Below are 26,178 nucleotides of genomic sequence, written 5' to 3'. Positions count from 1 at the left end.
TATTCCAAATTCCCTTGCGGTTGAGTTCTATGAAAGTAAATAGCTCGCAAAAATGTTTACTCGGCTTTTCTCCAGAGAGTTTCCTGACAAAGGAGTGCATTACAGCCGCAGGGAAATGTTTCAAACTCGACTTCGATGGTTGTATGTGAAATTCCGAACTTTTCAAGAATATAAGCTTTTAATTGTTGCATTATTTCCCTGCTCTGATCCAGAGAACTATTGGAATCAATCACAAGGTGACAACTAAGGGCAACTCGTTCCGGAGTCACACTCCAGACATGAAGATCATGGATATCTTTAGTACCGGACAGGGTGCGAATGAACGATAATAAACGATCATATTCAAAATTGATCGGAGCCCCTTCCATTAAAATGTGCAGCGTTTCTTTTACGATCTTCCAGGCATTCCAAGCAATCAGAAGAGCAATTAAAACGGAGATGATTGGATCAATAACATACCAGTGCGTAAATTGCATGAGCACTGCACCAAGGATGACACCGGCCGAGGCTGCAGCATCTCCTAAAACATGGAGCAGGGCCGAGCGGACATTAAGGTTATCTTCCCCTCCCCGGAAGCCTAAAGCGATTGCTAGATTAACGAGCACACCGACGCCCGCGCTCAAATACATAATGGTACTTTCAACGGGTTGGGGATATTGGAAACGGTAAAAAGCCTCATAAAGAATTACGAAGGCAATAATAATCAGGGTAAGAGAATTGGCTAAAGCCGCTAAAATTCCAGTGCGATGGTAGCCGAACGTTTTATCAAGAGTTGGAGATTTCTGCGCTTGGACGGCCGCAAACCAAGCAAGACCTAAGGCGGCAACATCAGTCAGTACGTGACCGGCATCACTGAGCAGGGCTAAGCTATTTGCTAAGCTTCCTCCAATCACTTCAACAGCCAAAATTAAGAAGGTAGCAAAAAAGGCCCATTTTAACTTCGTTCCTGTGGCATGAACATGCCCTCCAAGAGCACCATGGTTGTGTCCGTGATGATCATGGCCAATATCAAGTTGATTCTGAGTATGGTCATGGTCATGGATGTGGTCGTGGTTGTGCTCATGCTCATGCTCATGCTCATGCTCATGCTTATGGTTATGAGTTCCAATTTCGAAATTATTGGGTTTTGACATTCAATTTTCCCTCCCTCTATAAATATCAAATTTTTAGTTTTATTGTTTCTTGTTTTATAAATATGTTTAGGTTATATGAATATTAAAACATACGTTTGAATGTGAAGTAAAAAAATATAACACCTAAAACGTAGGAAGGTGGTTGCTATGGTCGAGCGCTTTCTCTAAGATGATCTTGACGTGTTTGTCGTAAAGGTTATAACGAACAAGCTTTCCTTCTTTGCGAGACCCATTGACTTTAGCAGCCGCAAATGATGGGAAGCCGCAGAGATGGTCAAATCTGTAAGCTGAGCAATCTCATAGACGCAAAGATCTGGTTTCAGAAGCAGGGCATAAATAATCTTAACGCGTGTTTTATCAGCAAGAGCGTTGAAAAGAGGAGTCACTCGCTTAATCTGTTCGACAGAGTGTACAAGCTCATTTAAACGTTGCGGAGTTTGGCAATCTGTATGGCAGAAGTGGTGATGACCAAGATAGTTCAAAATGACTCCTCGTCTCAGACATTTTGCGTTTCAAATTGTGAACACTATGCGCAGATTATTGATAAGGTATCATTGATTCTTAGGAATTCTTTTGTCACCGCGATTGAGAGAGAACAGGGAACCGATAATACTTAACCCAGCAGCTATATAGTAAACGATCGCAGAGCTGGGTAAAAAAGCGGCGACATAAGGAAGGGAAGTTCTGGAGTTCATACCATACTGAAAAATCGCGACCGAAAGAGTGATCCCTAAGACCATCCCTAAGTTTTTGACTAATTGGCTGATGCCTGAGGCTACGCCCAATTTATTCTTGGGTACTGCACCCATAATGCAGGAATTGTTGGGGGCTTGAAAAAGACCCAAGGAGGCTCCCATGCCAAAGACAGCGAGGATAACTTGAATAACTGGAGTTTTTTCGCCGACATTGGCCAAGAGGACCAAAGCGAAGGCATTAAGAATCATGCCGCTGCTGGTTAAAAACGAATAGCCGATTTTGTCAGAGAGCCGTCCGGCGAAGGTCGCCATAATCGCCATGCCAAGGGGAAAGGCCATCATAAACAGTCCTGCCAGCTGCGGCGTGTATCCTAAGACCTTTTGGTAATAAAAAGGAAGGAGTACCGTACTGGAATACATGGTAATAAAGGAGATTAGTGCAGCTACGATAGATGTCCAGAAAATGCGCATTTTAAAGAGCTCGAAATCCAAAATGGGGTTGAGTGCTTTTCTTTCCTGAAAATAGACAGCGATCAGACTGAGGAGAAAGATTGTACTGCTCGTCAGAATTGGTGTAGAGAACCAACCAAAATCATTGAGATTAGAAACACTGTAGATGAAGCTAACCATCCCAATGATGACGTACACAGCTCCCCAAGTGTCAAACTTTTTACTATTGCGGGTTTTACCATGATCTGCCGGGATAATAAAATGCGAGGCTAAGAAACCAGTGGCTGCAACCATAGCGATAAGCACAAAAATCATTCGCCATCCCCAAAGTCCGATCACAATGCCGCCGAGCGAAGGCCCGGCTAAGCTCCCTATAGCTGCTACTGAGCCAAGGAAACCAATGTTTTTCCCGCGTTGTTCAGGGGGATAATTTTCCGTGGCGATTGCTAAGCCGTTAGCCATGATCATGGCTCCCCCGACCCCTTGCAAGACTCGGGTAAAGATCAAGAGATAGACATTATTGCTGATTATGCAGAGAAGCGAAAAAATGCCAACTAACGCAAACCCGCCGTTATAAATTCTCTTCCGGCCGAACATATCGGCTAAAGTCCCAAAGATTAGAAGTAACGCTGACATGGTTAGGAGGTAAACAGAGGGTACCCACTGGATCATGGACAAACTGACTTTGAATTCCGCAGCCATACGTGGGAGTCCGACGTTTACGACTCCACCGTCAAAGGTTGATAGAAAGGCGCCTGTGGCAACACAGGCTAATACATAGGAACGTTTTTGTTTAGCTGCCGGTAAGGGAGATACAGAAGAAGACATAGCCCTAACCTCCTTAGTCAATGCTTAGAACGGCTTGGACCACAGCATTCGTTACTTGTTTAATTGCGCTCGAATCGCTGAGCCGGAAATTTTTAGGAACATTCAAATCTTTACTGACAATAAGATGCTGATCAACCTTGAGCTCAGCCTTTTCTAAGGTTCTTTTAGCACAGGACATCGGACATCCATCTACGGCGACAATTCCTCGAGCGTTTTTAGCACCATTCATCATATTTTTCAAGCCGGCGGATATGCTGGCTAGGCAAAGGAGTGCGACACGGTTATAGCCCAAGATATCAGCTGTTTCCACACAGCCTGTGACGGTGGATTGCCCAACATTTGAGGCCCCCGCGCAATAAAACAGGGCAACAGGGCTCTTTTTCTCTTCAACTTCTTTTCCTTCTGTAATGGCATTCATATAGGGAAGGTACCAATTCGTGTCTTTGTCTCCCTCAGGCTTAGGTGAGCCGGAGGAGTCAGAAACGTTTGTGTTCGTATTCGGGAGATTTTTCACTAAGTTATCTTGGAGAGGTTCTCCACTTTGACAGGAGCATCGTACATTATTGTCTGACATTTTAAATACACCTCTTTAAATTTTTATGGTTTACAAGACTGTAGTTTACCGAGGAATGATCGGAAAATGTCGATCATTCCTGGGTTGGGTCGGAAGGTTTTATTCTTGAGGGAAGATGCGCAGCCCAGTATTAACTCGGTTCATGCCGGTTGCACTGTCAATGACCGCGATAACTTCTAAGAGTTCTTCATCGGTAACCCCCATGTTTTTGAGCTGTTTGCTGAAGTTGGCAATGCACATATCTGAGCCGTTGTTGATGGATGTAGTTAAGGCAATCAGCATTTTTGTTTTAGCGTCGATTTTCCCGGGAGCCATTGCTGTTTTCATTTTCATGAGCGTCGCTTTCATGTAATCGGGAAAATTGGCTAAAGCGCGAAACGTCGTAGGAACCATCCCTTTTTCTTTCTCAAGATTCGCAAACACTTGTTTTACTTCTGGGGATGCCTCTTGATCTTGGATAAGCTTTACTGTTGACATGAGTTTTGCCTCCTCTTTTTTTAATGCCATAAATTTAGAGTATTTGTGAAGAACTACATGGCATTTGCCTTATTATCATATTAGTAAATTCTAATATAATAATTTTATCACTTTATTTTTTAAAAACAAGAGGTATCCTATGATTATTTTTTAGCTTCGCTTAGATTCTCGGTGTCGGGAATTTTCATGGATATTAAACAGATAAATGTCAGGGTTTTCACGTATAGCAAAGAAGGTTTATTTCGTTTATGCTTAATACATCTATAGAAACGGAGGCGGGAGATGTGTTAATTTCTTTCGGTTTTCTAGCTCCAACCGAATTGATTGTTGTTCTTGTTGTCGCTCTAATCATCTTTGGTCCAGGCAAGTTGCCGGAGTTAGGCAAATCTTTAGGCAGAGGAATCAACGAGTTTAAAACGGCCTCTCAAGAACCTATTAAAATAGTTGAATCTATAAGCACCCAGAAAGATATCGCTAAAGATAGTGAAGAAGGGTAATCATTAAAAGATCACCACAATAAAAAACACAAACGTCCTCACTCCACTTTGATTGTGAAAGGAGGACGCTTTTTGATTGTAGTAGTATTTATTACTCTGAAGTTTCGCACCCCTGAAATACATTTGATTCACTTTCTAGTTAGCCTTTAGAAAAGGGTATTTCACTCGATTTTAATGTTTAACTGGCTTTTTCAAGGTTCTTAAGCTGATTATTTAAAAAAGAATTCTCGAAAAGCTCTTTTAGGTACAGATATTCAGCGGAATTCTTAAATTCCAAAATGTCCACAATACCAGACTTGGAGATACCTGTGATCACCACTTGCAACAATTCATCGAACAATTCCCAGAGTCGCTCGGCTAGATTCTTCTCAATGAGGTCATCTTTGATTGCTGCAAATAATCCATCTAATGATTCATAAGCGTTTACTCGCCTAAAATAGGCCAGCAAGGTATAGATTATATAACACGTTGTTACATGGGCAATCTGAGCATCAAAATCCCGAGATTGACAAGTCCCTAACTTTAGGTACTGTTTGGTTTCCTTGAAAAATACTTCGATACTCCAACGGGCGCTGTAAATCTCCATCATGCTTAGGAATCCAAGGGAGATATCTGTTGACAGAAACAATCGCCACTTCTTTTGATAGGGAAAACGACAGTAGTAGAGTTTGACTTTACCGATCCCTTCGTAATCAACGATGACTTCAAAATAACGGCTATTCCGTTTACGGCAACGTTTTTCGTCTCCTTTAGTTTTCAAAACTTTATGCAATTCACGGGCGTTAAGAGATTGCCCATTGTAAGTATAGTTCCTTGGATCTTGTCGCACCCCACAGATCAGGTGCATAGGCTTTTTACCTAAGCCCCGGACCGTTTCGATAAACTCATGGCTGCTGAACCAACTGTCGACAAGCACATAGTTCGCACGAAATCCCTTTTTGACGGCTCGCTTTAGCAGGTTAAGACCATTGGTAATTTTGCTAACGTGACACTCACGGATACGTTTGGCTCCAGAAGATTTGGGATTTCGCAATTTTTTGTACTGTTCCTTGCGGTGTCGGGCCTTCTTTAACGGCTTTTCTGCCTGGAGAGTGAAATCCAAAGGATTGAAACTTTTTCCGTCATAGAAACCAAGGGTTAAATTTTTATAACCAAGTTTCATGCCTTTTCTTCCTGCGACATGGTCAAATACCCTGGAGATCTTTTCAATTCTGCGCCCTGTCTTAGCGTGAGTTGTATCGTCCAAAATGAAGGCAGATTTGTCTGCGATTTCGTTGTTAGGATTTACCAAATGTTGAAACTGTTTTGTTATTACCAGTAGTAAAGCCCTCCACGGCAATTTCTCATTGTTTTTCAAGCGATAAAGAGCATCTTTTTTCATAGCGGTAATCTTTTGAAACTCACTTTTGTACAAAGCGTTAACACTTTCAATTAACATAAGAGGGAGCATGACCATGATTGTGATAATTTCAGAAGCGCTATAGCCATCCTGTTTTTGAAAACCTACTTTACAACATAGTGTTTTAAGCTTGAACGTTTTCATGACATTCAATATAATAGTGTCAATCGAATAACCATGACTTTGGAGGACATCTTCAATTTCTTTGACAGATTTCCGCATGATAACACCTCGTTTTTGGTTGATTTGGCTGGACACTTAATTATACCAAAAACCCAGTGTTCATGCGGATTTTGCTTATCTTTTATCCTTTATTTGATAGGATTATAAGCCGTTTTCATTGGGTGCGAAACTTCAATATTACTATTAGGGTTTTCCCTTACAGGTACTAGCATTTATCCTAGATTTCATTTTTCATATCATTTCTTATAATTGAATTTATAGTCGTTATTCTTTAGGGGCAGGAGGGTATAAAGACTTTATGAGGACAATGAAAATGAAGTAGACTCATAAACAAGATAACAGACAAGATACCTTAATAAGCATATGATAATTCGAAGTCAATTTTTTCGCAAAAGTTATAGAGAATCTCCGAGCCTCTTTACCTAAACTGATAAAAGCAGGGTAATTTGGCCGTTTCGGGTACGGAAGGAAACAACCGTGCCTCCGCGTTTTTGGAAAGGAGAATTCGGGTTGTGTTTACACAGTCCTTGTTTGACATATTCCAAACAAGGATTTTTTTATGATTTGTTTACGAATAAATGTAAAAAATGGAGGTAAGATTTATGAAAATGATTCATGTGTCAGAAGCCGTAGGCAGTGCGCTTTGCCATGATCTCACAAAAATTATTCCCGGCAAATTCAAAGGAGCCGCTTTTTAAAAAAGGGCATATAATACGCCCAGAGGACGTAGAGGTTCTTCTCAGCATGAGAAAAGAGCATATTTATGTTTGGGAAATAACAAAGGGGACCATCCATGAAAATGAAGCAGCCTTACGGCTTGCTGGCGCAGCCTGTGGGGGAAATTTGACGCTAACTGAACCTTCTGAAGGAAAAGTCAATCTTATTTCCAAAGAACGAGGATTGCTTAAAATCAACAAAGACTTGCTATATTCATTGAATTCAATTGATCAGATCATCTTTGCATCGAGGCATAATAATACCTTGGTCAATGAAGGGGATGTAGTTGCAGGAACAAGAGTGGTTCCCTTAGTCATTGAGGAAGACAAAATAATTGAAGCCGAGACGGATAAGGTATCATAAGTTTCGCAAATATAATTTGTCCTAAAAGAAGGACATAGAAGCAACCACTTGGAAAGATAAAGTTACCACACCAATCTTCCAAGAAAGGGGCTGCGACTATGTCTGAAAAAATTATACACTTAAACGAGGGAGCCATAAAGCAGGAATTAAAAGAATTGGTACGCAACAGCGTTGAGGAGACCCTGAACAGCCTGTTGGACCAAGAAGCCACTGAACTGACAAATGCCAGTAAATACGAGCGTACCGAAGATCGTAAGGGATATCGATCTGGCCATTATGAGCGTAATCTAACTACGACTTCCGGAGAGGTCACTTTGAAAGTACCCAAACTTAAAGGTGTCGCTTTTGAAACAGCAATCATCGAACGATACCGCCGGAGAGAAAGTTCTGTTGAAGAAGCCTTAATTGAGATGTATTTAGCGGGTGTCTCCGTACGGAGAGTCGAGGATATTACCGAAGCTCTATGGGGAACCAAGGTCTCTGCCGGGACGGTCAGCCAACTTAATAAAAAGGTCTATGGGCACATTGAGACATGGCGCAACCGGCCTTTACAAGGCAGGTATCCCTATGTTTATGTCGATGGGATTTATCTTAAGCGCAACTGGGGTGGCGAATACGAAAATGTAGCTGTCCTTATAGCTATCGGTGTGAATGAAGATGGCTACCGGGAGGTCATTGGAGCATCCGAGGGAATGAAAGAAGACAAAGCCAGTTGGCAAGAGTTTCTCAAGAGCTTAAAAGAACGTGGACTTTCTGGAGTCCGATTAGTTGTCGGAGATAAATGCCTGGGGCTTTTGGAAGCGGTTAACGAAACCTTTCCCGAGGCCAAATTCCAACGCTGTTACGTTCATTTTTACCGAAATATTTTTTCAGTCACTCCTCGTTCAAAAATGAAAGAAGTATCAGCGATGCTTAAAGCGATCCATGCCCAGGAAGATAAAACGGCCGCCAAGGAAAAAGCCGCCGCAGTCGTACTCAAACTTCAGGAAATGAAGCTAAAAGAAGCGGCCAAAAAGGTTGAAGAAGGTATTCATGAAACTCTAAGTTATATGGATTTCCCGTATGTCCATTGGTCCAGGCTGCGTAGTAACAACGTCATTGAACGATTAAATCGGGAAATTCGCAGGAGAACCCGAGTAGTTGGCACCTTTCCAGATGGTAATTCAGCACTGATGCTGGTCTGTGCCCTACTTCGACATGTAGCCAGTAAGGATTGGGGAACGAAACGATACATGAGCATGACCCATCTCGATGAAATGAATCAAGAGGCGACAAATTCTGTTGCAGGTTAACTTAAAAGAACGCTCTGGGGCAGACTTGACATGGGTCCCCACGTCGGATACATCAATGGGTCGAGGGCTGTGGCTATCAGGAGGTATTTCTTTAGGGTAAGCCCCATCCCTCATTTAAGGGTAGCATCCGCCGTCCCCATATCAAGTCTTACTCTGGGGTCAACGGGAAATTAACCCCTGTATTCTTACCAAGTGGAAGCGAATTTGCGAAAAACTCTTGACGGTACCCCGAGACGGTATTACATCAGGATATATTAGTGACAATATTACCTTTTCAATTGTTTAAGGTCGGGTTGATAACAACGGGCAATGAGGTGTTTTACAAAAGAATTGAGGATAAATTTGGGCCGGTGGTTACTAAAAAGCTTGAGGCGTTAGGCAGTTCAGTGTTAGAACAAGTTTTTGTTCCGGATGATTCAGAGAAAATCTCAGATACTATTAAGAGCCTTATTAGTAAAGGTGCAGAGGCTATTGTAGTGACTGGGGGAATGTCAGTCGACCCTGATGATGTAACTCCATATGGAATACGGCAAACTGGTGCCGAGATAGTAACCTATGGACTGCCGGTCTTACCTGGGGCAATGTTTCTTTTGGCGTATTATGGAGAAATTCCAATCATGGGCCTTCCAGGGTGTGTGATGTATAGTAAGGCTTCAATTCTTGATCTCGTGCTTCCTCGGATTCTATGTGGAGAACGTTTAGTCAGACAGAATCTCGTTGAACTATCACACGGTGGATTATGTTTACAATGTCCGGAGTGTAAATATCCAATATGCCCGTTCGGGAAGGCATAACAAAAAATGGAGGGTCGATAAGTTGGAAATTAAGGCTACCGGTGTACTACTAGCAGGCGGGAAGAACTCAAGAATGGGGAGACATAAGGCTTTTCTGGAACTTGATGGACGTCTGTTTATTGACAAAAGCCTTGAAGTGCTCCAACGAGTCTTTTCAGAAGTGTTAATCAGCAGTAATGAACCATCTTTGTTTTCTAAGTATGATGTACAGGTTATTAGAGATGAGATTATTGATAAGGGTCCTATAGGAGGGCTTTACAGTAGCATGAGGAGAGCAAATTACGATAAACTATTTTTTGTTGCTTGTGATATGCCGTTTTTAAGTTCTGAGCTTATCCTAACGCTTTATCAACGTACATCATGTGCTGATGTTGTTGTACCTGATTTCAGGGGATTGCATCCCTTACATGCCTTTTATTCCCAAAAGTGTATTCCTTATATAGAGAAGAATATTAAAGAGGGTCTGTATAAAATTCTTGATTTTTACCATTACTGTACTGTTAACGTTGTTTCCGAACAGGCACTTTCCCAATTTGGAAACATGGATAGGATTTTCTGCAATATTAATACTCCCGAGGACTTAAGGAGATTACAATGGCTAAAGTGATGTGTGATGTAATTAATCTCAAGGAGAATTGTTTGAATACAAAACGGTCGATTGCCAATCCTTGCCGTTTATGCTTTGATTCCTGTCCCCATAAAGCAATAGACGGTTCAATACAAATTAAAGCGGATCATTGTACTGAGTGCGGTCTATGTATGGCGATTTGTCCGAGTGATGGATTTGTAAACAGAATTTATGATGAGCTTATGGATTATGTGGCTCTCAGCCAAAGTGTGTCATTAAATTGTCCACAGGCAATAAGAATGGATTTTGAAATCCCATGTTTAGGTATCTTTGATCAGGATAGCTGGGGAAGCTTGCTGATTATGGCACGAGAAAAACCGGTTAACATTTACACGGGTGAATGCAGAAACTGTCCGGACAAACAAGCATGTAAAATAAGTATCCAAACATTAATGGAATATTACTCAGAACAAGTAGCGAAGGCTTCATTAAAAATTAGAGTCGCTCCAGATACTGGGGATGATTTGAATAATGCACAATCTTCAAAGCATGACAGAAATAAGGAATCTGGGTTATCAAGACGTCAGGAGTTCAATGGGTGGTTGAATCAAAACAAAAGAAAATTAGAAGATGTGTTGCCAAGTTTAATAAATACAAAAGGATATCCCATACCGAAATCAAGGAAAAGATTGATTCAATTACTCCAAGACAGAATTGAAACTAAAATTCCTTTTATGGTACCAACGATATCTGATTGTTGCACGAGTTGTGGTATTTGCACTTTAATCTGCCCTCAGAATGCCCTGCTGAAAAAGGAAAACGGGGATTCGATAAAGATAATATTAGAACCCTATAAATGCGTTCAATGCAACCGTTGCATCGATACTTGCCGCCCCCAAGCGATGAAATCAGAAATGAAACATCTTTCCTACAAGTATTTGACTGGAAAAGTGTTGCTGCACGAGGGGATTCCGCTAAACTGCAGCTGCTGTGGAAAACAGATTTTTGAGGATAATAATGCGCATCTTTGCATAGCTTGTGCATCCAACAATACATCGGCTGATAAATTTCTTTAATCAGACTACACAATAAATTCAACTTCTATTTTTATAAACCAGATGAGGAGAGTGTTTATGTTTGAGTTGATTTCGCTTGAGGAATCTAACCATATTCTAAGCAGATATGGCCAAACATTAGGTGTTGAGCACGTATTGCTTAGGGATTCCCTCCGAAGAGTATTGGCAGAGGACCTTACAGCCCAAACAAACATACCGCCGTTTGATCGTTCGGCAGTTGATGGTTACGGGATAAGTTCAAAAGATACGGGTCTCAATCAATTTAAGATCATAGGGGAAACACCCGCAGGCTATACCTATGAAGATCTAATAACCCCTGGCAATGGGCTAAGGATTTTCACAGGTGCTCCGGTTGCTAAGGGAATCGTAGCGGTCATCCGCCAAGAAGATGTGTGTGTCCAAGGGGAACAAATAGTTGTTAAAAAACAATGGAAGCCGGGAGATAATATCGCTTTATGTGGTGAAGATGTAACTGAAGGTGAACCTTTGTTGAGTAAAGGGACAGTTATTACACCAGCATATATTGGGTTGCTGGCAGCCCAAGGAATCTCTAAAGTCCCTGTCTTTAGACAGCCAAAGGTCGGGGTTCTCTCAACGGGGGACGAATTAGTTGCTTTGGGTGAGCCGTTAACTCCGGGTAAGATATTTAACAGCAATCTACCATCTCTTATTGCTTTAGTAGAGGATTTAGGGGGAGAAGCGCTAGATTTAGGTATCGTCTCGGACTCCCTCGAAACAACCTCATTAGCTATAGAAAATGCTCTAAAAAAAGTGAATTTATTAGTGACAACCGGTGGGGTGTCAGTTGGAGATTATGATCGACTAAAAGAAGCGATTCTTCATATGGGAGGTGAGATACTATTTTGGAAAGTTTCCATTAGGCCAGGCACTCCGATGGTTATCGGTCTTTATAAGGATCAAATCATTATCGGCTTATCCGGGAATCCTGCTGCCGCCATGATTGGAGCAGAATTATTTTTAGCTCCCTTAATTAGAATGATTCTAGGACACCGTGAGGCGAATCTTAAAAGGTGCTATGCGAGAGTCCGTGGGGATATCCGTAAACCAGCTTCAACACGCAGAATGATAAGAGTGCAAATTGTGGAGACTTCAGAGGGGATAATAGCAAAGATATCCCCAAAACAAAAATCGGGTGTCTTGAAATCACTTGCGGAGGCTAATGGTGTAATTGATCTTGCACCCGGAGCGGTTTTAAATGATGGAGATGGCTGTCAAGTTATTTTATTTAATCGTTGGAAACAGTAGAGCATTAACTTTCGTTAATCTTACTTGGATGAGACAATAGTTAGCCATTCAAAGTACAATGTGAATAAGGGGTAGCCCTAATATACCTATACCAGGTTATTTAACCTATAATTATCTTAGATTCTTGGTGGCAGGATTTTTCATGGTATTAACGGATAAATTGTCAGGGTTTTCACGTATAGTCAATCTACTTAATTTCGTTTATGCTTAACACATCTCATAGAAACGGAGGCGGAATATGTGTTAATTTCATTCGGTATCCTGGCTCCAACCGAATTGATCGTTGTTCTGGTTGTGGCCTTAATCATCTTTGGTCCAGGCAAATTGCCTGAGCTAGGAAAATCCTTAGGCAGAGGAATCAACGAGTTCAAGAATGCGTCTCAAGAACCTATTAAAATAGTTGAAACTATTGGAACTCAGAAAGATAACGCAAAAGATAACGCTAAAACTATCGTAGAAGAAGGGTAATATTAAAAGATTGCACAATAAAACATGAGCGTTCTCACTCCACTTGGATAAGTGAAAAGGAGGACGCTTTTTGTTTGCTCGAAATAACCACTTGGAATTCTGAGGACTGATTTATTACACATCCTCTTATTTATTAGCTAAAGGAGACCGCTTTGTAAGGTAAATCCCTTACAAAGCAATCAGTCCTCATAGGGATTTTGAGTAAATAAATCAGGTGTTTACCTTCTAGTAAATAGCTAAAATTAATCTAAAATTTATAGTGATGAAAGAGTTCATCTGCCTCCGAGTTCCGGCTGTTTCAAGTTGGAACCGATAGGGTGCGGAAATCTGCGCCTGCCCGTATTTGGCGAAGGTGGCAAGCACTTATTATATGAAGGAGATGAGATAATGGGAAAACGCTACGCCATGGTGATAGACCTGCGCAAATGTGTCGGCTGTCACGCTTGCCAAGTGGCCTGTAAGAGCGAAAACAATGTACCTCTTGGCGTCTTTAGGAACTGGGTCGACGAATTAGAGACGGGTAAATTCCCCACTGTATCCCGTCAACGTTTGCCTAGACTGTGTAATCACTGTAAAAATCCATCCTGCCTCAATGTTTGCCCTGTGAAAGCAACCTATCAACTTGAGGATGGTACGGTTCTCATTGATTATGATCGTTGTATCGGTTGTAAGTATTGTATTGCGGCCTGTCCGTATGATGCCCGGTTTATCAATCCGGTGAGAAAAACCGCCGAAAAATGCACTTATTGTCACGAAAGACTAGAGGCTGGGTTACAACCAGCTTGTGTTAATACCTGTATTTCGGGAGCTCGGGTATTTGGGGACCTAAACGATCCGACGAGCGAAGTCTTTAAACTAGTGGCCACTCAACCCGTGAATGTCAGTAAGCCTGAAACGAACAATCGACCACAAACATATTACATTGGGGCTGACGACAAAGCCTTGCGGCCAAATCTCCTCAATATTGTAGGAGGTGAGAAGTAATGACGACGGTGCATTTATTTAACACGAATCACGAAATTTACTGGGGATTACTCATCGCCGTATACTTCTACTACACTGGCATGAGTGCCGGTTCCTTTATTCTGACAAGCCTGGGAACTGTTTTTGGGATAGAGAAATATAAAAAGGTTTCCAAAGTCGGTGTTTTAATGGCTATCGTCCTTTTGCTCTTTGCGCCTTTACACCTGCTGTTTGACCTGGAGCAGCCGAGTCGCGCCCTCAATCTTTTTCTGCACGTCAATCCAAGCTCGGCAATGTCCTGGGGTGTCTACCTGCTTGTTTTATATCCGATTTGTTTACTCATCTATGCTTGGTATATGTTCCGTCAGGATTTTGTCAATAATATGAATGGATCAGGCTTTAAAGCAGGACTTTATCGTTTCTTACTCTTTGGCAAGACTGACATGTCTGCTGCGGCCAAAGAAAATGACAAGAAGAAGTCTAAGTTTTTCGGAACTTTAGGTGTCCCTTTAGCCTTGGCTGTTCACGGATACACGGGCTTCATTCTGGGCAATGTTCAAGCACGGGCAATCTGGCATACACCGTTAATGCCAATTATCTTTTTGATGTCTGCTATGGTATCGGGAACAGGACTCTTTATCATTGTGCTCCTGTTGGTTGAGAAATTTAAATTTGGCAAGGTAAGTGACGATATCAAATCCCTCATTCCTGATATTGCCAATCTTATGAAATGGTTTATTGTCATTGATGGGGCTCTGATGATTATTTACTTTATCGTACTTTGGTATTCCAGTGAAGCGGGTTATGCCGCAGCCTACTATCTCTTACACGGAGATGCCTGGAGTTTCTTGGGCTTGGAGAATGGTTTAGGGATGCTCCTTCCGCTCTTGATCCTTCTCTCTAAGAAAGCGCGCCAAAGTATACCGGCCGTGGTGGTAGCTTCCGTGCTGACGATTATTGGGGTTTTAGCGATGCGGATCAATCTGGTGATCGGTGGACAAGAACTTCCTTTGACTGGCAGCAAGATGCTTGAGTATGTTGTTTCAGGACATGATCTTACCATTGTTATCGGATTAGCTGTGGCAACAACTGTGGTACTTTCTTTCCTTTATGCTGTCTTGCCGATGAATCGTCCGGGTGCTCAAGTTAAATTGACAAGTCAAGCCACGAAGGGGGTTGCTCAATAATATGAAAACATCGCGCCGGAATTTTTTAAAGGCGGCTGCTGCTTTAGGAGCTACGATGGCCGTTTCGCCGTTAGCCTTTGGAGATATTACTCAGAAGCCCATTCCTAGTTGGACAGAAGGCTCTCCCGCTGAGGATACTTTGGATACAGATCCAAGTGTCAGTTTTATCTATTCAACCTGTTTAGGATGTCGGAGTGACTGCAGCTTAAGAGGCAAGGTCAAAGATGGTGTTGTTATTAAATTAGATGGCAATCCCTATAGTCCGATGACTCTGAATGACCCTATTAAATATTCTACCGATCCAAAAGAGGCCCGCAAAGTTGCCGGAAAGCTCTGCCCGCGTGGGCAAGCCGGATTGCAAATCCTCTATGATCCCTTACGGGTGCAGCAGCCCTTAAAGCGGGTGGGCAAACGGGGAGAAAACAAGTGGCAGGCAATCAGTTGGGATCAAGCGTATAAAGAGATCATCGAGGGCGGCAACCTCTTTGGTGAGGGGAACGTAGAGGGCCTGCGCTCAGTGCGCGATTTATCTACGCCAATTGATCCAGAAGCACCGGAACTTGGACCAAAAGCGAATCAGTTCGTATTTTTAGCGGGTCGAATTGAGAACAGCCGTGCTGAATTAGTCAAACGCTTTGTTAACAATTCCTTTGGTTCGATAAACTGGTTTGAGCACACAACGGTTTGTGAACAAAGCCATCATATTGCGACAGCGAACACCTTTGCCGGTAAAGGGCATTTGAAACCGGATTTTGAGAATGCCAAATTGATTATGAACTTTGGTGCCAACTATGGCGAAGCGAACTTCCCCATGAATGGTCTGAGCAGAAAATTAGCAGACTTTCGCATTAAAGGAGGACGCTTGATTACGGTTGACCCACGATTTTCCGTCAGCGCTTCGCATTCTGATGAATGGGTTCCTGTTCTGCCGGGGAGTGATGCAGCACTTGCTTTAGGTATGATTCAGTGGATCATCGACAACAAACGTTATGATAAGTTCTTCTTGGAGGCGCCTTCTAAAGATGCCGCGGCACTTCGAGGTGAGTCAAGCTGGTCAGATGCAACCTATCTTGTCCGCACAGATAACGGGAAATATCTCCGTGGCGATGAAGCCGGTTTGGGTGGTACGAAAGATGACTATGTTGTTCTAGTTGGAGGGACCCCTTTGCTCGCCGCTAAAGCGAATGCCGCTGACTTGGTTGGAGAGGTTTCCATCAATGGAATAGCTTGTAAGACCGTCCTCCAATTGCTCAGTGAGCGTTCAAAAGAGAGAAGTCTGGATGAGTATGCTAAAATCTGCGGGGTTCCTCAAGAACAAATCGTGCGGGTAGCGGATCAATTCTCTTCTTATGGTAAACTGGCAGTCGCCGATTTCTACCGTGGGCCGGTACAGCATACCAATGGCTTCCAGACTGGACGTACGATCTGCATTCTCAACATGCTGATGGGGAATGTGGATCACCGTGGCGGTTATCAATCAGGTGGCAGCACCCTTAGCTACATGGGCGATAAGAACGGCAAATATCAAGTGGCTAAACTACACCCCGGAGCCGTAAAAATGACAGGAATCCGGATTTCTCGGGAAAAGGCCAAATATGAAGATTCAACGGAATTTAAGAAGAATGGCTACCCGGCAAAACGTCCTTGGTTCCCGTTGACAGGGGATGTGTATCAGGAGGTTGTAGCAGGCTGTATTGATGGTTATCCTTATCCGGTAAAGATTCTATGGCTCCATATGGCTACTCCTGCTTATTCCATCCCAGGCATGAAAGATCGAATTATTAGTGCCTTTAAAGACACGAAGAAGATACCGCTTCTGATTTCTACCGATATCGTCATTGGGGATACCACGATGTTCGCCGATTACATTCTCCCGGATGTTACTTATCTGGAGCAATGGAATGCTCTTGGGGCACCTCCAACGATTCTGGGTATGGTAGCAGATGTTCGTCAACCGATGACCCATGTATTCCCGCAAGCAAAATCAGTGGAGAATATGTTTATCGATATTGCAAAGAAAATGAATCTCCCAGGCTTTGGCGACAATGGGTTTGGAGCCGGCATGCCACTGAACAAAGAAGAGGATTGGTACCTGAAGCTGGTCGCTAATTTTGCCAGCCAATACGGCAAAATCCCCGGTGCTACAGAGGAAGCACAAGTTAAATATATTCTGGATCGCGGGGGTGTCTTTGATTCCGGAGGAGCCTATGATGGTTCCATGATGAAGAACAAAGTGGCGAGTCTTTGCACGATTTACGCGGAGAAAGTGGCGACCACTAAAGATTCTATGACAGGTAAAAACTTCGATGGGATTCCTCAATATTACCCTGTCAGAGATGCAAAAGATCAGCTCGTCAAAGACGATGGTTATGACTTTATCGCTACGACGTATAAACAAGCTTTTCACTCGCACAGTCGGACAATTTCAGCTCCCTGGTTAACGGAAATCCAACCCGAAAACTTTATTGAAATGAATAATGAAGACGGGGCAAAATTAGGATTCAAGGACGGGGATATGGTTAAAGTCAGCAGTCTGAGCAATAAAGAAGGGGTTAAAGGCAAAGTTCGCTTGCGTCCCGGTGTTCGCCCCGGCGTGGTTACAGTCTGTGCCAGTTATGGCCATTGGCACTATGGTGCTATCGACTCTGTTATTGACGGTAAGACCGTTGCGGGAGATAAGAGGCGAGGCACAGGGGTTAATATCAACTTCGCCCTGCGAGTTGATGATTCAATCGGCAATGTTTGCTTGGAAGACAAAATTGGCGGAAGTTGTTCATTCTATGATTCTCGTGTGAAAGTTGAAAGAGCCTAATCCAACGAGCATCACACTGTTAATCGAATAGTGCAGGAATATCCTGCACTATTCGATCAAATACGCTAGAGAAAATCTTACATCGGAATTTCAAAGTATACACACTTAGGCAAGATTAAGCAGGTATACTTTGGAGTTTTTTGACAGATATCTCCTAGTGCCTTAATATATTGAAAGACTATTATATTATTAATCGAGGAAAAGAGTGACAAGATGATTGAGGCAACTAAAGATCTCGGATTTATTAAAGAGTCAGAGACTCGGGCTATATTGTATAACATTTTCGCGGCTGTTATGGCCCGTAAATTGGATGAATCATGGCTTAATCCTCATTTTCAGGGACAACTGAACAGTGGGTTACCGGATGTGGAGGGTAAAGAGGAACTATTATCCTCCCTGTCTCAAGCAGCAGATAAGCCTGGGTACTTTAAGGAAGTCCAGTTGGACTATGATGCTCTTTTTATTGTTCCCGGGACAAAGCTAATCTTCCCTTACGAATCTTGTTATACGCACCGCAATATCGATGGGACTTTTGGTCGGTTATGGCAGGAGCCTGCCCAGAATATGTATCGGATTCTCAAGGAGTGGGAAATTCAATTTGCCGAGGGTTGGGACCTTATTCCGGATCATATAGCGATTGAACTTTCCTTCATGGGTAATCTTTGTCAGCTGGTTACGGCTCGACAAGCCAACGAAGAAGAACGGCAAAGACTCTTAGAATGGCAGAAGAAGATTTTAGCCAACCACCTTTCTCTATGGGTTTATGAATTACTTGACAATATGGAGAATAAAGCTGAGACTGCCTTCTACAGAGGGGTTGCAAAGCTGCTTCGGGCTTTTCTAAGAGAAGAAGAAACCTTCGTGAACACGTTTAATTGAAACTTTCTTCCAAAATTGGTGGGAGAGTATCCCTGAACGCTCTTGAAAAGTGGTGATGATTAAGAATGAGGTTAAAGTTCATTCTCCTAAGCATGGTGGTCATTGCTTTTTTATCCGGCTGCGGAACGAAAGCGCCCTCCACATCTAATCCAGCGGGTCCTGCACAATCTGTTCAGCCTTCTTCGGCCAACCCGGAATCTTCCGGATCGACACCAGGGTCCTCAAGTTCCACGGATAAAACGCTGCCTTCAGGGTCTATGATTTCTGCGAGCCAGCTTGCTGCCGGAATGAAAGCCAATGACGCTTGGCAAATCATTGATGTCAGAGAACCTAATGAATTCGCTTCAGGCCATATAGAAAAAGCGATGAATATGCCGTTAGGGAATATAACATCTCATTTAAACGAGATTTCAAAAGACAAAGAGGTGATTCTTGTCTGCTTAAATGGATCACGCTCTTTCACTGCCTGGCAAATACTTACTCAAAAAGGCTATACCCCCAACAATGTTAAAGTTCTGGTTGGCGGGATGGAGCAATGGAAAAACCTAGGGAGCGGCGAGGTAACAGAGAGCATTGGCGGATGTTAAAATGAAGAAATTCAGGTTGTTTGAAGTACAGCCCTTGTTTGTCAAAGTTCAAACAAGGGCTGTACTTCATTGGGAGAACTGAGTCAATCGAGCAGAATCAATGAGAGATAAAGAGAGGTTAAAAATGTGGGCGGAAGCGTAGTAAAGGCGGTTAAGAAACAATGGTCGTTCTTTTGGGCTGGCCTAACCTTTGGTATCGCCCAAATCCTTTTCATGATTGCGGATATTCAAAGAGATTACCAGGTCTACGGTAGAGCAGTCGTCGATCCGTTGCGAGTGACTGCCGGACTTGGGCAAATGTTCCGCGGACTGGAAATATTTCTTTTGGGGGGAAAGACCAATTTGTATGGACAGGTCTTTCAAGCGGATGTTTGGTGGCCGATTATTGGAATGATTCTGGGGGGAAGCTTGGTAGGTTTAATGGAGGGAGAATTTCGCAGCTGGGTAAAGTATGATAAAAAGATGCTGATTGTTTCCTTTAGCGGAGGAATTGTTTTTAGTTATGGCACTCGACTTGCCGGAGGGTGTACTCTCTATCATTTACTGGGAGGAATTCCTCTGATGCAGATTGATAGTTGGGTGGTCGTGGTGGTCATGAGTCTCAGTGGAATGCTGACCTTTATGTTATTGACTAAGCTAGGCTTAGCAGGGTATTTTAAACATCAGGAAACTCGCTCTTATGTAGAAACAGCACAGTTAAGGGGCTGGAAAGGGGAGAGCTTGGGTTATGAGCCAACGTATAGGCCTTGGCGGGATCCTTGGCGTTGGATTGGCGTATTGTTCCTGGTTTTACTGATTGGGGTAGCGGTACGGGGCAGCCTGTTTAACCTTTCCTATACTATGGGATTCTCTCAAGCAGGCTGGGCCTATCCGTTATTGACGCTTCTAGCCGGCATAATAGCTGGGATTGCTATGGCCAAGAGTGGTTTTGGCACTGAATGCGCTACGGTCTCTCTGGAACTATCGCCGGCTATACGTAACAACGACGAGTGGTGCAAAACTTTGGGATTGCCCCGGATTACGCAAACTTTGTTTAAGGGAATGTTTCCTTTCATCGGAGTAATGACCGCGATCGTCATCACCAATGTCTTTATTATTATTGCCTGGATTGGCTACGGGATTCCTTTAGGGCATCACATCTTGATTAAAGATCAGCTTAACATAGGGCATTTGCTGGGTGGGGCGATGTTGGGCTTTGGGGCAGTAGCCTTAATAGGGTGTGAGATTCGTTCCTACATGCGTCTTGGGCTCCTCTACGGCAACACACTGATCGGGTTTATTGGTTTTGCTATTGGCTACCTTCCCTACACTTTGTTCCCGAAAGCTCATGAAGCATGGCTCAGTTCAACCGTCCTAATTCATCAGGCTTACAATTGGCCCGAGCTTCTATCTGGAAACCCAGGAGTACAGCATCTTGTAGGTATCCTTTACTCTTTGTTTTTATTGGTAATATTTATTTGGGCGATCCGGGCCTCGGCTCGTTTTATGCAACTTCCCCTGAAAGCAGTGCTTTTTAAGAATACGGAATTAATCCAGCTGTCCCTGGATGAGAGACAGATTGATTACACGGATTGAATTAAAAAGATTGAATTAAAAAGATCGTGGGAACTTCTCGACGTTAGGGTTTTCATGTTGCTTATAAAAAAGAGGTGAATTCCCGTTGCTTAAAATTCGTTTACCGGGGATGAAAACGGGACAAGGGTTTGAATGGTTATTTCTAGGCTCTGTTTTGCTCTTCGTGGCAGTGTTTTTAAGTGTTCTATGGGTTAATAGTCATCCCAGCTGGGAAATGTGGCAAACTAAATATTATCGTTCTCAAATTGCCCAGTTAAACCAAAAGATCAAGGCGACTCAAAATCCTGTGCTTAAGAAAGCTTTGGAGGAGCAATGGGAACGGGATATTATGAAAGAACAAAAGCCGGAGATCAAAACCTTAATCCTTCCCAATGGGAATGTAGAACGCTGTCAGACTTGCCATTTGGGAATAGAAGAAATTTCCGCTTCCCATCCGTCTGAGACATTTGGCTGCGTGGTTTGTCACGGAGGAAATGCCCTCTCTCTGGATCAAAATCAGGCTCACGCCGGAATGTATGGGGCAGGACATCCGGGGCGCTTAGAGGTCAGTCAGCTAAGCTGCGGCTCTCAAGCTTCGACCGCTCAATGCCATGCCGGGCATAAGCGAATGGAGGATAATCAAACCGTCTTAGTCTCCACATCCTTGATGGCGAATAAAGGAGGGGAACTTTCCATGGTTCGCTATATGTATGGCCTTGATATTTCCCCAAAATTATCCGTAAAACCTGGTGAAATTGCTTCGCAAGTCCAGGCGCCGTTTAATGGGCAACCACTTGAACAAAAATTAATAAAAAATTGTCTGGAAGTGTGCCACCAGAACAATGGAAAACTGCCGGAACAAGCATCCTTAGGAAATGGCTGTGAAAGTTGCCATGTTCTAACCGATCGAAACCATACCTATCAGGGACAAGATGTCACTGTGAAAGGAGAGGCGGGGCATGGCCTTACTCATAGCCTCACTACCCAGATTCCGTATACTCAGTGTAATCAATGCCATAATCTGGGTATGCCTGATCTTTATACCCTTCAGTTCAATCTCCGGCCAGATCTGTCTCAAATAAAAGCGTCTTCCGAAACTGGCAAGGAGAGTTTGAGTGAGCGAGTGAAAAATGTCTACCAGCCCGGAATGGTCTTTACAAAGTGCGAAGTGGAACTGGATTGCATAGACTGTCATACTCGACAAGAGGTTATGGGAGATGGACATCTCTACCCTACGGAATATCAGGCCTTAAAACTCCAATGCTACGACTGTCATGGCACTAAAGAAGACCTTCCTGCGTCATGGACGATTCGTTCGCCGGATGACCTTGCTTTTGAAGAAGAACAGGCAAATACGAATTTACCGAAATTGAAAGTGGGGGATAGAATCCTGAAAACTGCCAAAGGGGAGGAATTACCCAATATCAAGTTGGAGACTGAAGGATGGGTATTGACTAGTAAAGTCACGGGAGAGAAATATCCAATCCCCTTGGTGTCAGGAAGCGGATGTCAGCAAAACCCCCAAGCCCAGTCTTCAAACGATTGCCATAAATGCCATGATGTTTCGGGGAATTTGAAAAAGTAACCTAAGTGTGCAGGATATCTAGGGTGAAAAACGAATTATGGTATATAAAACAGGTTAGTATAGGTGTAATGCATTTGGAGGTACTATCATGAGTTTTCAGATAGGAAAAAAGGTGGGCCGTCATGTTAGTTTGGCAATAATTCTCATATTAGCGGTGTTTATGCTCGCAGGTTGTCAAGGAACTGACCGCTTGCCTATGGTTAGCATAGAATCAAAAGATCCTTCACTCACTAATCCACAGCCCTTAGAAAATCAGGATTCCTTAAGGGTTGGGATTTCTTCGGTTTTATCTCCTCGTGAAACACTGGAAAACTATCAGTCCTTGGCCGATTATCTCCAGAAAAAAATTGGCAGACCGGTGGAATTAATCCAACGCCAGAGTTATAAGGAAATTAATGATCTTGTTCGGGATAATGGCGTGGATGTAGCCTTTATTTGTTCAGGTGCCTATGTTTCGGGAAAACAAGAGAATCTCATGTTGTTGGCCGTTCCCGAAGTGAATGGGAAATCGACATACCAGTCTTATATTATCGTGAATTCGAACAGTCGATTTCAAACTTTTCAAGATCTTAAGGGGCAAGTGTTTGGCTTCACAGATCCTATCTCTTTTTCCGGGACCATTGCCCCCTCCTATATGGTTACACAATTAAACAGTCGACCAACCGATTTCTTTAAACGAGTAGTTTATACGTATAGTCATGATAATTCGATCAAAGCTGTCCTGGATAATGTGGTTTCTGCGGCTGGGGTGGATTCTTTGGTGTATCAATATTCTGTAGCCAAGGATCCTTCCTTAGCAAAGAAAATCCGGATTATTGCCGAATCTCCTGAGGTCGGGAGCCCCCCGGTCGTGGTAAATAAGAATATAGACTCTCATCTTAAGGCAGCTTTGCTGGAAGCATTGTTGCAAATGGATAATGATTCTGTAGGTAAAATGGCCTTAAAAGCGCTATTATATGATCGTTTTGTTATGCCCAATGAAGCTGCTTATGGACCTATTCAGTCGATGGTGAACGCAAATTCCGCGATCGATCAAAAGAAATGAGTTTCTGAAATAATTGGGTTGAACAGCGGAAGTGATGATGGGAGGTCTTATGGGTTTAATATCCTGGGTTAAAAAAACTAGCGAAAGATTACAGAAGTATATCCTCGTTAAGTACGCGCTGGATATACTTAAACGTGTTCGTGTCCAGAAAAAGATACTTGGCTTGGTTGTTGGAGTAGTGTTGCTATTGAGTAGTATGATTGTTTGGCAGATGGGAAATATTCTAACGAACAATTTGCGAGACCAACTCGACAAGCGGGCCGTTTCGATCGGGAGTGATGTCGCGGCAAGGGCTACTAATGAACTTTTGATTAATAACGACTATGCTGTTTATGAGTTGTTGCAAAACACCTTAAAAAATAATGAGGATGTCCTCTACCTGTTCGTCGTCGATCCCCAAGGAAATGTTCTGGCGCACACATTTGGCGAGGCTTTCCCTAAAGAATTGCTCAAAGCAAATACCGTCTCGGGAACGGCTGATTATCACTTAACGGCTTTCCGTACCGAAGTGGGGATTGTTCGAGATGTTGCCATTCCTATCTTGAATGGCAAACTGGGTGTAGATCGGGTAGGAATGGATGAAAAAGGTCTGCAAAAGGCAGTGCTCCAGATGACATGGAATCTCTTGCTTATTGCACTTTTTGTGTCGGCCCTGGGTATAATTGCTGCGGTATTGCTGACCCGTGTGTTAACTCAACCGATCCGTGAGTTGGTGGCTTTAACTCAAAGGGTGACAAAAGGAGAACTTGACGTACAGGGAATCGTTCATTCTCAGGATGAAATCGGAGTCCTTACAGAAGCATTTAACAAGATGACACTATCTCTAAGTCAAAACTACCGTGAAAGAGAAAATTTAATGGATGCTCTAAGGGAGAAGGAAGAGATGCGTCTTCAGCTCTTAGAAAAAGTAATGACGGCTCAAGAAGAGGAACGAAAACGCATCTCAAGAGAGCTTCATGACGAAACAAGCCAGGCATTAACTTCCCTCATGGTGGGAATAAAGGTTTTAGAGACTGAAACTTCCTTTTGTGCCGTAGGGGATCGCTTGCAAGAAATGCGTCGGGTTGTTTCGCAGACCTTAGAAGAAGTTCATCATCTTGCACGGGAGCTTCGACCTAGTGTGCTTGATGATATGGGATTGGTTCCGGCTCTGGAACGTTACATCCGGGAGTATGAGTCAAAATTCGGCATAGAAATAGATTTTAATGTCAACGGGTTTCGTGAATACCGCGTTTCTGCAGCTATTGAGGTTGCGCTTTATCGAATTGTCCAGGAGGCTTTAACTAATGTTGCGAAATATGCCGAAGCCAGTATGGTGTCTGTCTTGCTGGACTGGAGGGACGACTGGGTTTTGGCTATTGTCGAAGACAATGGCAGGGGATTTGATCCTGATCAAGTCGTTGTCCAACCCGGACGGGGACTTGGACTTTTTGGGATGCAAGAGCGAGCTGCGTTACTGGGGGGAACTTTTAACATAGAATCCCAATTAGGAATAGGAACAACCGTTTTCATTAAGATTCCTGTGAACATGAATCAAGCGCAGGGAAAGAAGGAGTTTCATGTCTGAAAAGAAACTGAGGATTTTACTCGGTGATGATCATGCTGTGCTGAGGGCAGGGTTGCGAGTGTTGCTGAACCTTGAAGAGGATTTTGAAGTTGTTGGTGAGGCAGCTGATGGTGAAGAAGTTATTCGGATGGTTGAGAAGACCTTGCCTGATTTAGTGTTACTCGACCTTACGTTGCCAAAGATCAGTGGTTTAGATTGTATTGGACGTATCTTGGAAAAACACCCGCTGACTAAAATTCTGGTTTTAACCATGCATGATGATGAGGAGTACATGAAGGCTGTTATTCGGGCCGGGGGCAAAGGATATGTCTTAAAAAAGGCGGCAGATGTGGAACTGCTATCAGCTATCCGGACGGTTTCGCGTGGAGAACTCTATATTTATCCACCTATGGCTGGGTCCCTGCTTTATCAGATTGTTGCACCTCAGACACGTGAACGCAAAGAAAAGAAAGAAAAAGGATTGAGCGAGAGAGAACGAGAAGTGCTAAAGTATTTGGCCTTAGGGCATACGAACCAAGATATTGCAGGCCTTCTTCATATTAGCGTAAAAACTGTTGAAACCTATAAAACGCGTATTATGGAGAAACTCGACTTGCACAAGCGGGCGGAACTTGTTCGATATGCTATGGAAAATGGGTTGATTAATGACTGACGTTACTAACTTATCTGGATCAAAGAGATATTGCACGTAAAGGTTAAGGCATCAGAAAAGTTTGAGTTTATAAGGACGGATTAAAAATGTCATCGCAGGAGCATTTATTTTCCAGACGAAAGTTTATAATATTGGGTAGAGGTGTCCTGGTTTTAGTAGGACTCTCTACAGTATTTCCTATTGGGAAATACTTGGCTTTTGGTGATAAACGCACCGAAGTGGAACGATTTTCTAAAGATGAGATCAAATTAACTAACAAATGGCAAAGAGTCGCCGATACCCGCTTTTGGCTCCGACAGGGGGAAGAAAGGCCGGAGGCTATCTGGGCAACCTGTACTCATTTAGGCTGTGAAGTCCGTTTCGACCCCGGCAAAGATCTTTGGGTTTGCCCTTGTCATGGCAGTAAGTATTCGTTTGAAGGCAAGCCGATTTCCGGTCCGGCCAAATTTCCCTTGCCTATGGCTAAGGTTGAAGAACAAAAAGGTTACTTTTTGTTAAAACCACCAGTGTAAAATCTTCTTACTTTGATTTGAATTGAAGAAATAGCTGACTGATTTTCATAAACAA

General features: G+C 43.1%; 25 protein-coding genes and 1 riboswitch. Of the genes, 19 read left to right on the top strand and 6 right to left on the bottom strand.

The genetic code is table 11. The annotated features are described in order from the left end of the window. Positions 1–56: 56 nt before the first annotated feature. The 5 genes from B5Y67_RS06245 to B5Y67_RS06225 all read right to left on the bottom strand — a co-directional run bounded on the left by B5Y67_RS06245 (position 57) and on the right by B5Y67_RS06225 (position 4,157). Positions 57–1,133, bottom strand: a complete 1,077-nt coding sequence (locus tag B5Y67_RS06245; protein ID WP_088225637.1) for a cation diffusion facilitator family transporter — start codon at positions 1,131–1,133, stop codon at positions 57–59. Between the two features lie 164 nt (positions 1,134–1,297). Beyond that, the gene (locus tag B5Y67_RS06240; RefSeq protein ID WP_170932609.1) at positions 1,298–1,615 is read right to left on the bottom strand and encodes a metalloregulator ArsR/SmtB family transcription factor; all 318 of its coding nucleotides are present in this window, start codon (positions 1,613–1,615) and stop codon (positions 1,298–1,300) included. Positions 1,616–1,684: 69 nt separating this feature from the next. After that, on the bottom strand, positions 1,685–3,106 hold the full coding sequence (locus B5Y67_RS06235) for an MFS transporter (RefSeq protein ID WP_088225635.1): 1,422 nt from the start codon (positions 3,104–3,106) through the stop codon (positions 1,685–1,687). A gap of 13 nt (positions 3,107–3,119) precedes the next feature. Further along, a complete protein-coding gene (locus B5Y67_RS06230) occupies positions 3,120–3,680 on the bottom strand; it encodes a putative zinc-binding protein (protein ID WP_088225634.1) in 561 nt (186 codons plus the stop codon). A 99-nt stretch (positions 3,681–3,779) separates the two neighbouring features. Next, positions 3,780–4,157 (bottom strand): carboxymuconolactone decarboxylase family protein, encoded by a 378-nt coding sequence (locus tag B5Y67_RS06225; protein WP_207652401.1) that lies wholly within the window; start codon positions 4,155–4,157, stop codon positions 3,780–3,782. A gap of 284 nt (positions 4,158–4,441) precedes the next feature. On the opposite strand from B5Y67_RS06225, the gene tatA (B5Y67_RS06220) reads away from it, so the two are divergent. Next, positions 4,442–4,654, top strand: a complete 213-nt coding sequence (gene tatA, locus B5Y67_RS06220; RefSeq protein ID WP_088225668.1) for a twin-arginine translocase TatA/TatE family subunit — start codon at positions 4,442–4,444, stop codon at positions 4,652–4,654. Positions 4,655–4,832: 178 nt separating this feature from the next. Here the strand turns inward: tatA (B5Y67_RS06220) and B5Y67_RS06215 are convergent, their stop codons facing one another. Continuing rightward, entirely contained in the window at positions 4,833–6,275 is a 1,443-nt protein-coding gene (locus B5Y67_RS06215) for a transposase (RefSeq protein WP_088225632.1), read from the bottom strand. 355 nt (positions 6,276–6,630) lie between these two features. Further along, positions 6,631–6,754: riboswitch (molybdenum cofactor riboswitch) on the top strand. Positions 6,755–6,980: 226 nt separating this feature from the next. On the opposite strand from B5Y67_RS06215, the gene B5Y67_RS06210 reads away from it, so the two are divergent. The 18 genes from B5Y67_RS06210 (at position 6,981) to B5Y67_RS06125 (ending at position 26,123) form a co-directional block, all read left to right on the top strand. Further along, on the top strand, positions 6,981–7,316 hold the full coding sequence (locus B5Y67_RS06210; RefSeq protein ID WP_088225631.1) for a hypothetical protein: 336 nt from the start codon (positions 6,981–6,983) through the stop codon (positions 7,314–7,316). 98 nt (positions 7,317–7,414) lie between these two features. After that, positions 7,415–8,608: an IS256 family transposase gene (locus B5Y67_RS06205; RefSeq protein ID WP_088225630.1), complete on the top strand. Its 1,194-nt coding sequence runs from the start codon at positions 7,415–7,417 to the stop codon at positions 8,606–8,608. A 257-nt stretch (positions 8,609–8,865) separates the two neighbouring features. Continuing rightward, positions 8,866–9,402: a molybdopterin-binding protein gene (locus tag B5Y67_RS06200; RefSeq protein ID WP_242975885.1), complete on the top strand. Its 537-nt coding sequence runs from the start codon at positions 8,866–8,868 to the stop codon at positions 9,400–9,402. Positions 9,403–9,424: 22 nt separating this feature from the next. After that, positions 9,425–10,009 (top strand): molybdenum cofactor guanylyltransferase, encoded by a 585-nt coding sequence (locus B5Y67_RS06195; RefSeq protein WP_242975884.1) that lies wholly within the window; start codon positions 9,425–9,427, stop codon positions 10,007–10,009. Then, entirely contained in the window at positions 9,997–11,046 is a 1,050-nt protein-coding gene (locus tag B5Y67_RS06190; protein ID WP_088225628.1) for a 4Fe-4S binding protein, read from the top strand. Before B5Y67_RS06195 ends, B5Y67_RS06190 begins: the two co-directional genes overlap by 13 nt. Positions 11,047–11,103: 57 nt before the next feature. Further along, a complete protein-coding gene (gene glp, locus B5Y67_RS06185; protein ID WP_170932607.1) occupies positions 11,104–12,312 on the top strand; it encodes a gephyrin-like molybdotransferase Glp in 1,209 nt (402 codons plus the stop codon). A 240-nt stretch (positions 12,313–12,552) separates the two neighbouring features. After that, positions 12,553–12,780, top strand: a complete 228-nt coding sequence (gene tatA, locus B5Y67_RS06180; RefSeq protein WP_088225626.1) for a twin-arginine translocase TatA/TatE family subunit — start codon at positions 12,553–12,555, stop codon at positions 12,778–12,780. A gap of 387 nt (positions 12,781–13,167) precedes the next feature. Beyond that, complete coding sequence (locus B5Y67_RS06175) at positions 13,168–13,764, top strand: 4Fe-4S dicluster domain-containing protein (RefSeq protein ID WP_088225625.1); 597 nt, start codon at positions 13,168–13,170, stop codon at positions 13,762–13,764. After that, positions 13,764–14,930, top strand: coding sequence for an NrfD/PsrC family molybdoenzyme membrane anchor subunit (nrfD, locus tag B5Y67_RS06170; RefSeq protein ID WP_088225624.1), 1,167 nt, complete (start codon positions 13,764–13,766; stop codon positions 14,928–14,930). The genes B5Y67_RS06175 and nrfD overlap by 1 nt, the downstream gene beginning before the upstream one ends. A gap of 1 nt (position 14,931) precedes the next feature. Beyond that, positions 14,932–17,742, top strand: a complete 2,811-nt coding sequence (locus B5Y67_RS06165) for a molybdopterin-dependent oxidoreductase (RefSeq protein ID WP_088225623.1) — start codon at positions 14,932–14,934, stop codon at positions 17,740–17,742. Positions 17,743–17,955: 213 nt separating this feature from the next. After that, entirely contained in the window at positions 17,956–18,621 is a 666-nt protein-coding gene (locus tag B5Y67_RS06160; RefSeq protein WP_088188000.1) for a molecular chaperone TorD family protein, read from the top strand. Positions 18,622–18,686: 65 nt separating this feature from the next. Next, on the top strand, positions 18,687–19,208 hold the full coding sequence (locus B5Y67_RS06155) for a rhodanese-like domain-containing protein (protein ID WP_088188001.1): 522 nt from the start codon (positions 18,687–18,689) through the stop codon (positions 19,206–19,208). 126 nt (positions 19,209–19,334) lie between these two features. Next, positions 19,335–20,783: a YeeE/YedE thiosulfate transporter family protein gene (locus B5Y67_RS06150; RefSeq protein WP_088188002.1), complete on the top strand. Its 1,449-nt coding sequence runs from the start codon at positions 19,335–19,337 to the stop codon at positions 20,781–20,783. A gap of 85 nt (positions 20,784–20,868) precedes the next feature. Beyond that, positions 20,869–22,347 carry a hypothetical protein gene (locus B5Y67_RS06145; RefSeq protein WP_088188003.1) on the top strand — a complete coding sequence of 493 codons (1,479 nt, stop codon included), beginning with the start codon at positions 20,869–20,871 and terminating at the stop codon, positions 22,345–22,347. Between the two features lie 88 nt (positions 22,348–22,435). Continuing rightward, entirely contained in the window at positions 22,436–23,392 is a 957-nt protein-coding gene (gene phnD, locus B5Y67_RS06140; protein ID WP_242975883.1) for a phosphate/phosphite/phosphonate ABC transporter substrate-binding protein, read from the top strand. A 49-nt stretch (positions 23,393–23,441) separates the two neighbouring features. Beyond that, positions 23,442–24,959, top strand: coding sequence for an ATP-binding protein (locus B5Y67_RS06135; protein ID WP_088225622.1), 1,518 nt, complete (start codon positions 23,442–23,444; stop codon positions 24,957–24,959). Then, positions 24,952–25,611 carry a response regulator transcription factor gene (locus B5Y67_RS06130; RefSeq protein ID WP_088188005.1) on the top strand — a complete coding sequence of 220 codons (660 nt, stop codon included), beginning with the start codon at positions 24,952–24,954 and terminating at the stop codon, positions 25,609–25,611. Before B5Y67_RS06135 ends, B5Y67_RS06130 begins: the two co-directional genes overlap by 8 nt. An 86-nt stretch (positions 25,612–25,697) precedes the next feature. Continuing rightward, complete coding sequence (locus B5Y67_RS06125; protein ID WP_088188006.1) at positions 25,698–26,123, top strand: Rieske 2Fe-2S domain-containing protein; 426 nt, start codon at positions 25,698–25,700, stop codon at positions 26,121–26,123. Positions 26,124–26,178: the final 55 nt, after the last annotated feature.

This window comes from Desulfosporosinus sp. FKB (genome assembly GCF_002196705.1).
GTDB lineage: Bacteria > Bacillota > Desulfitobacteriia > Desulfitobacteriales > Desulfitobacteriaceae > Desulfosporosinus.
This window is presented reverse-complemented; position numbering and strand designations above follow the sequence as displayed.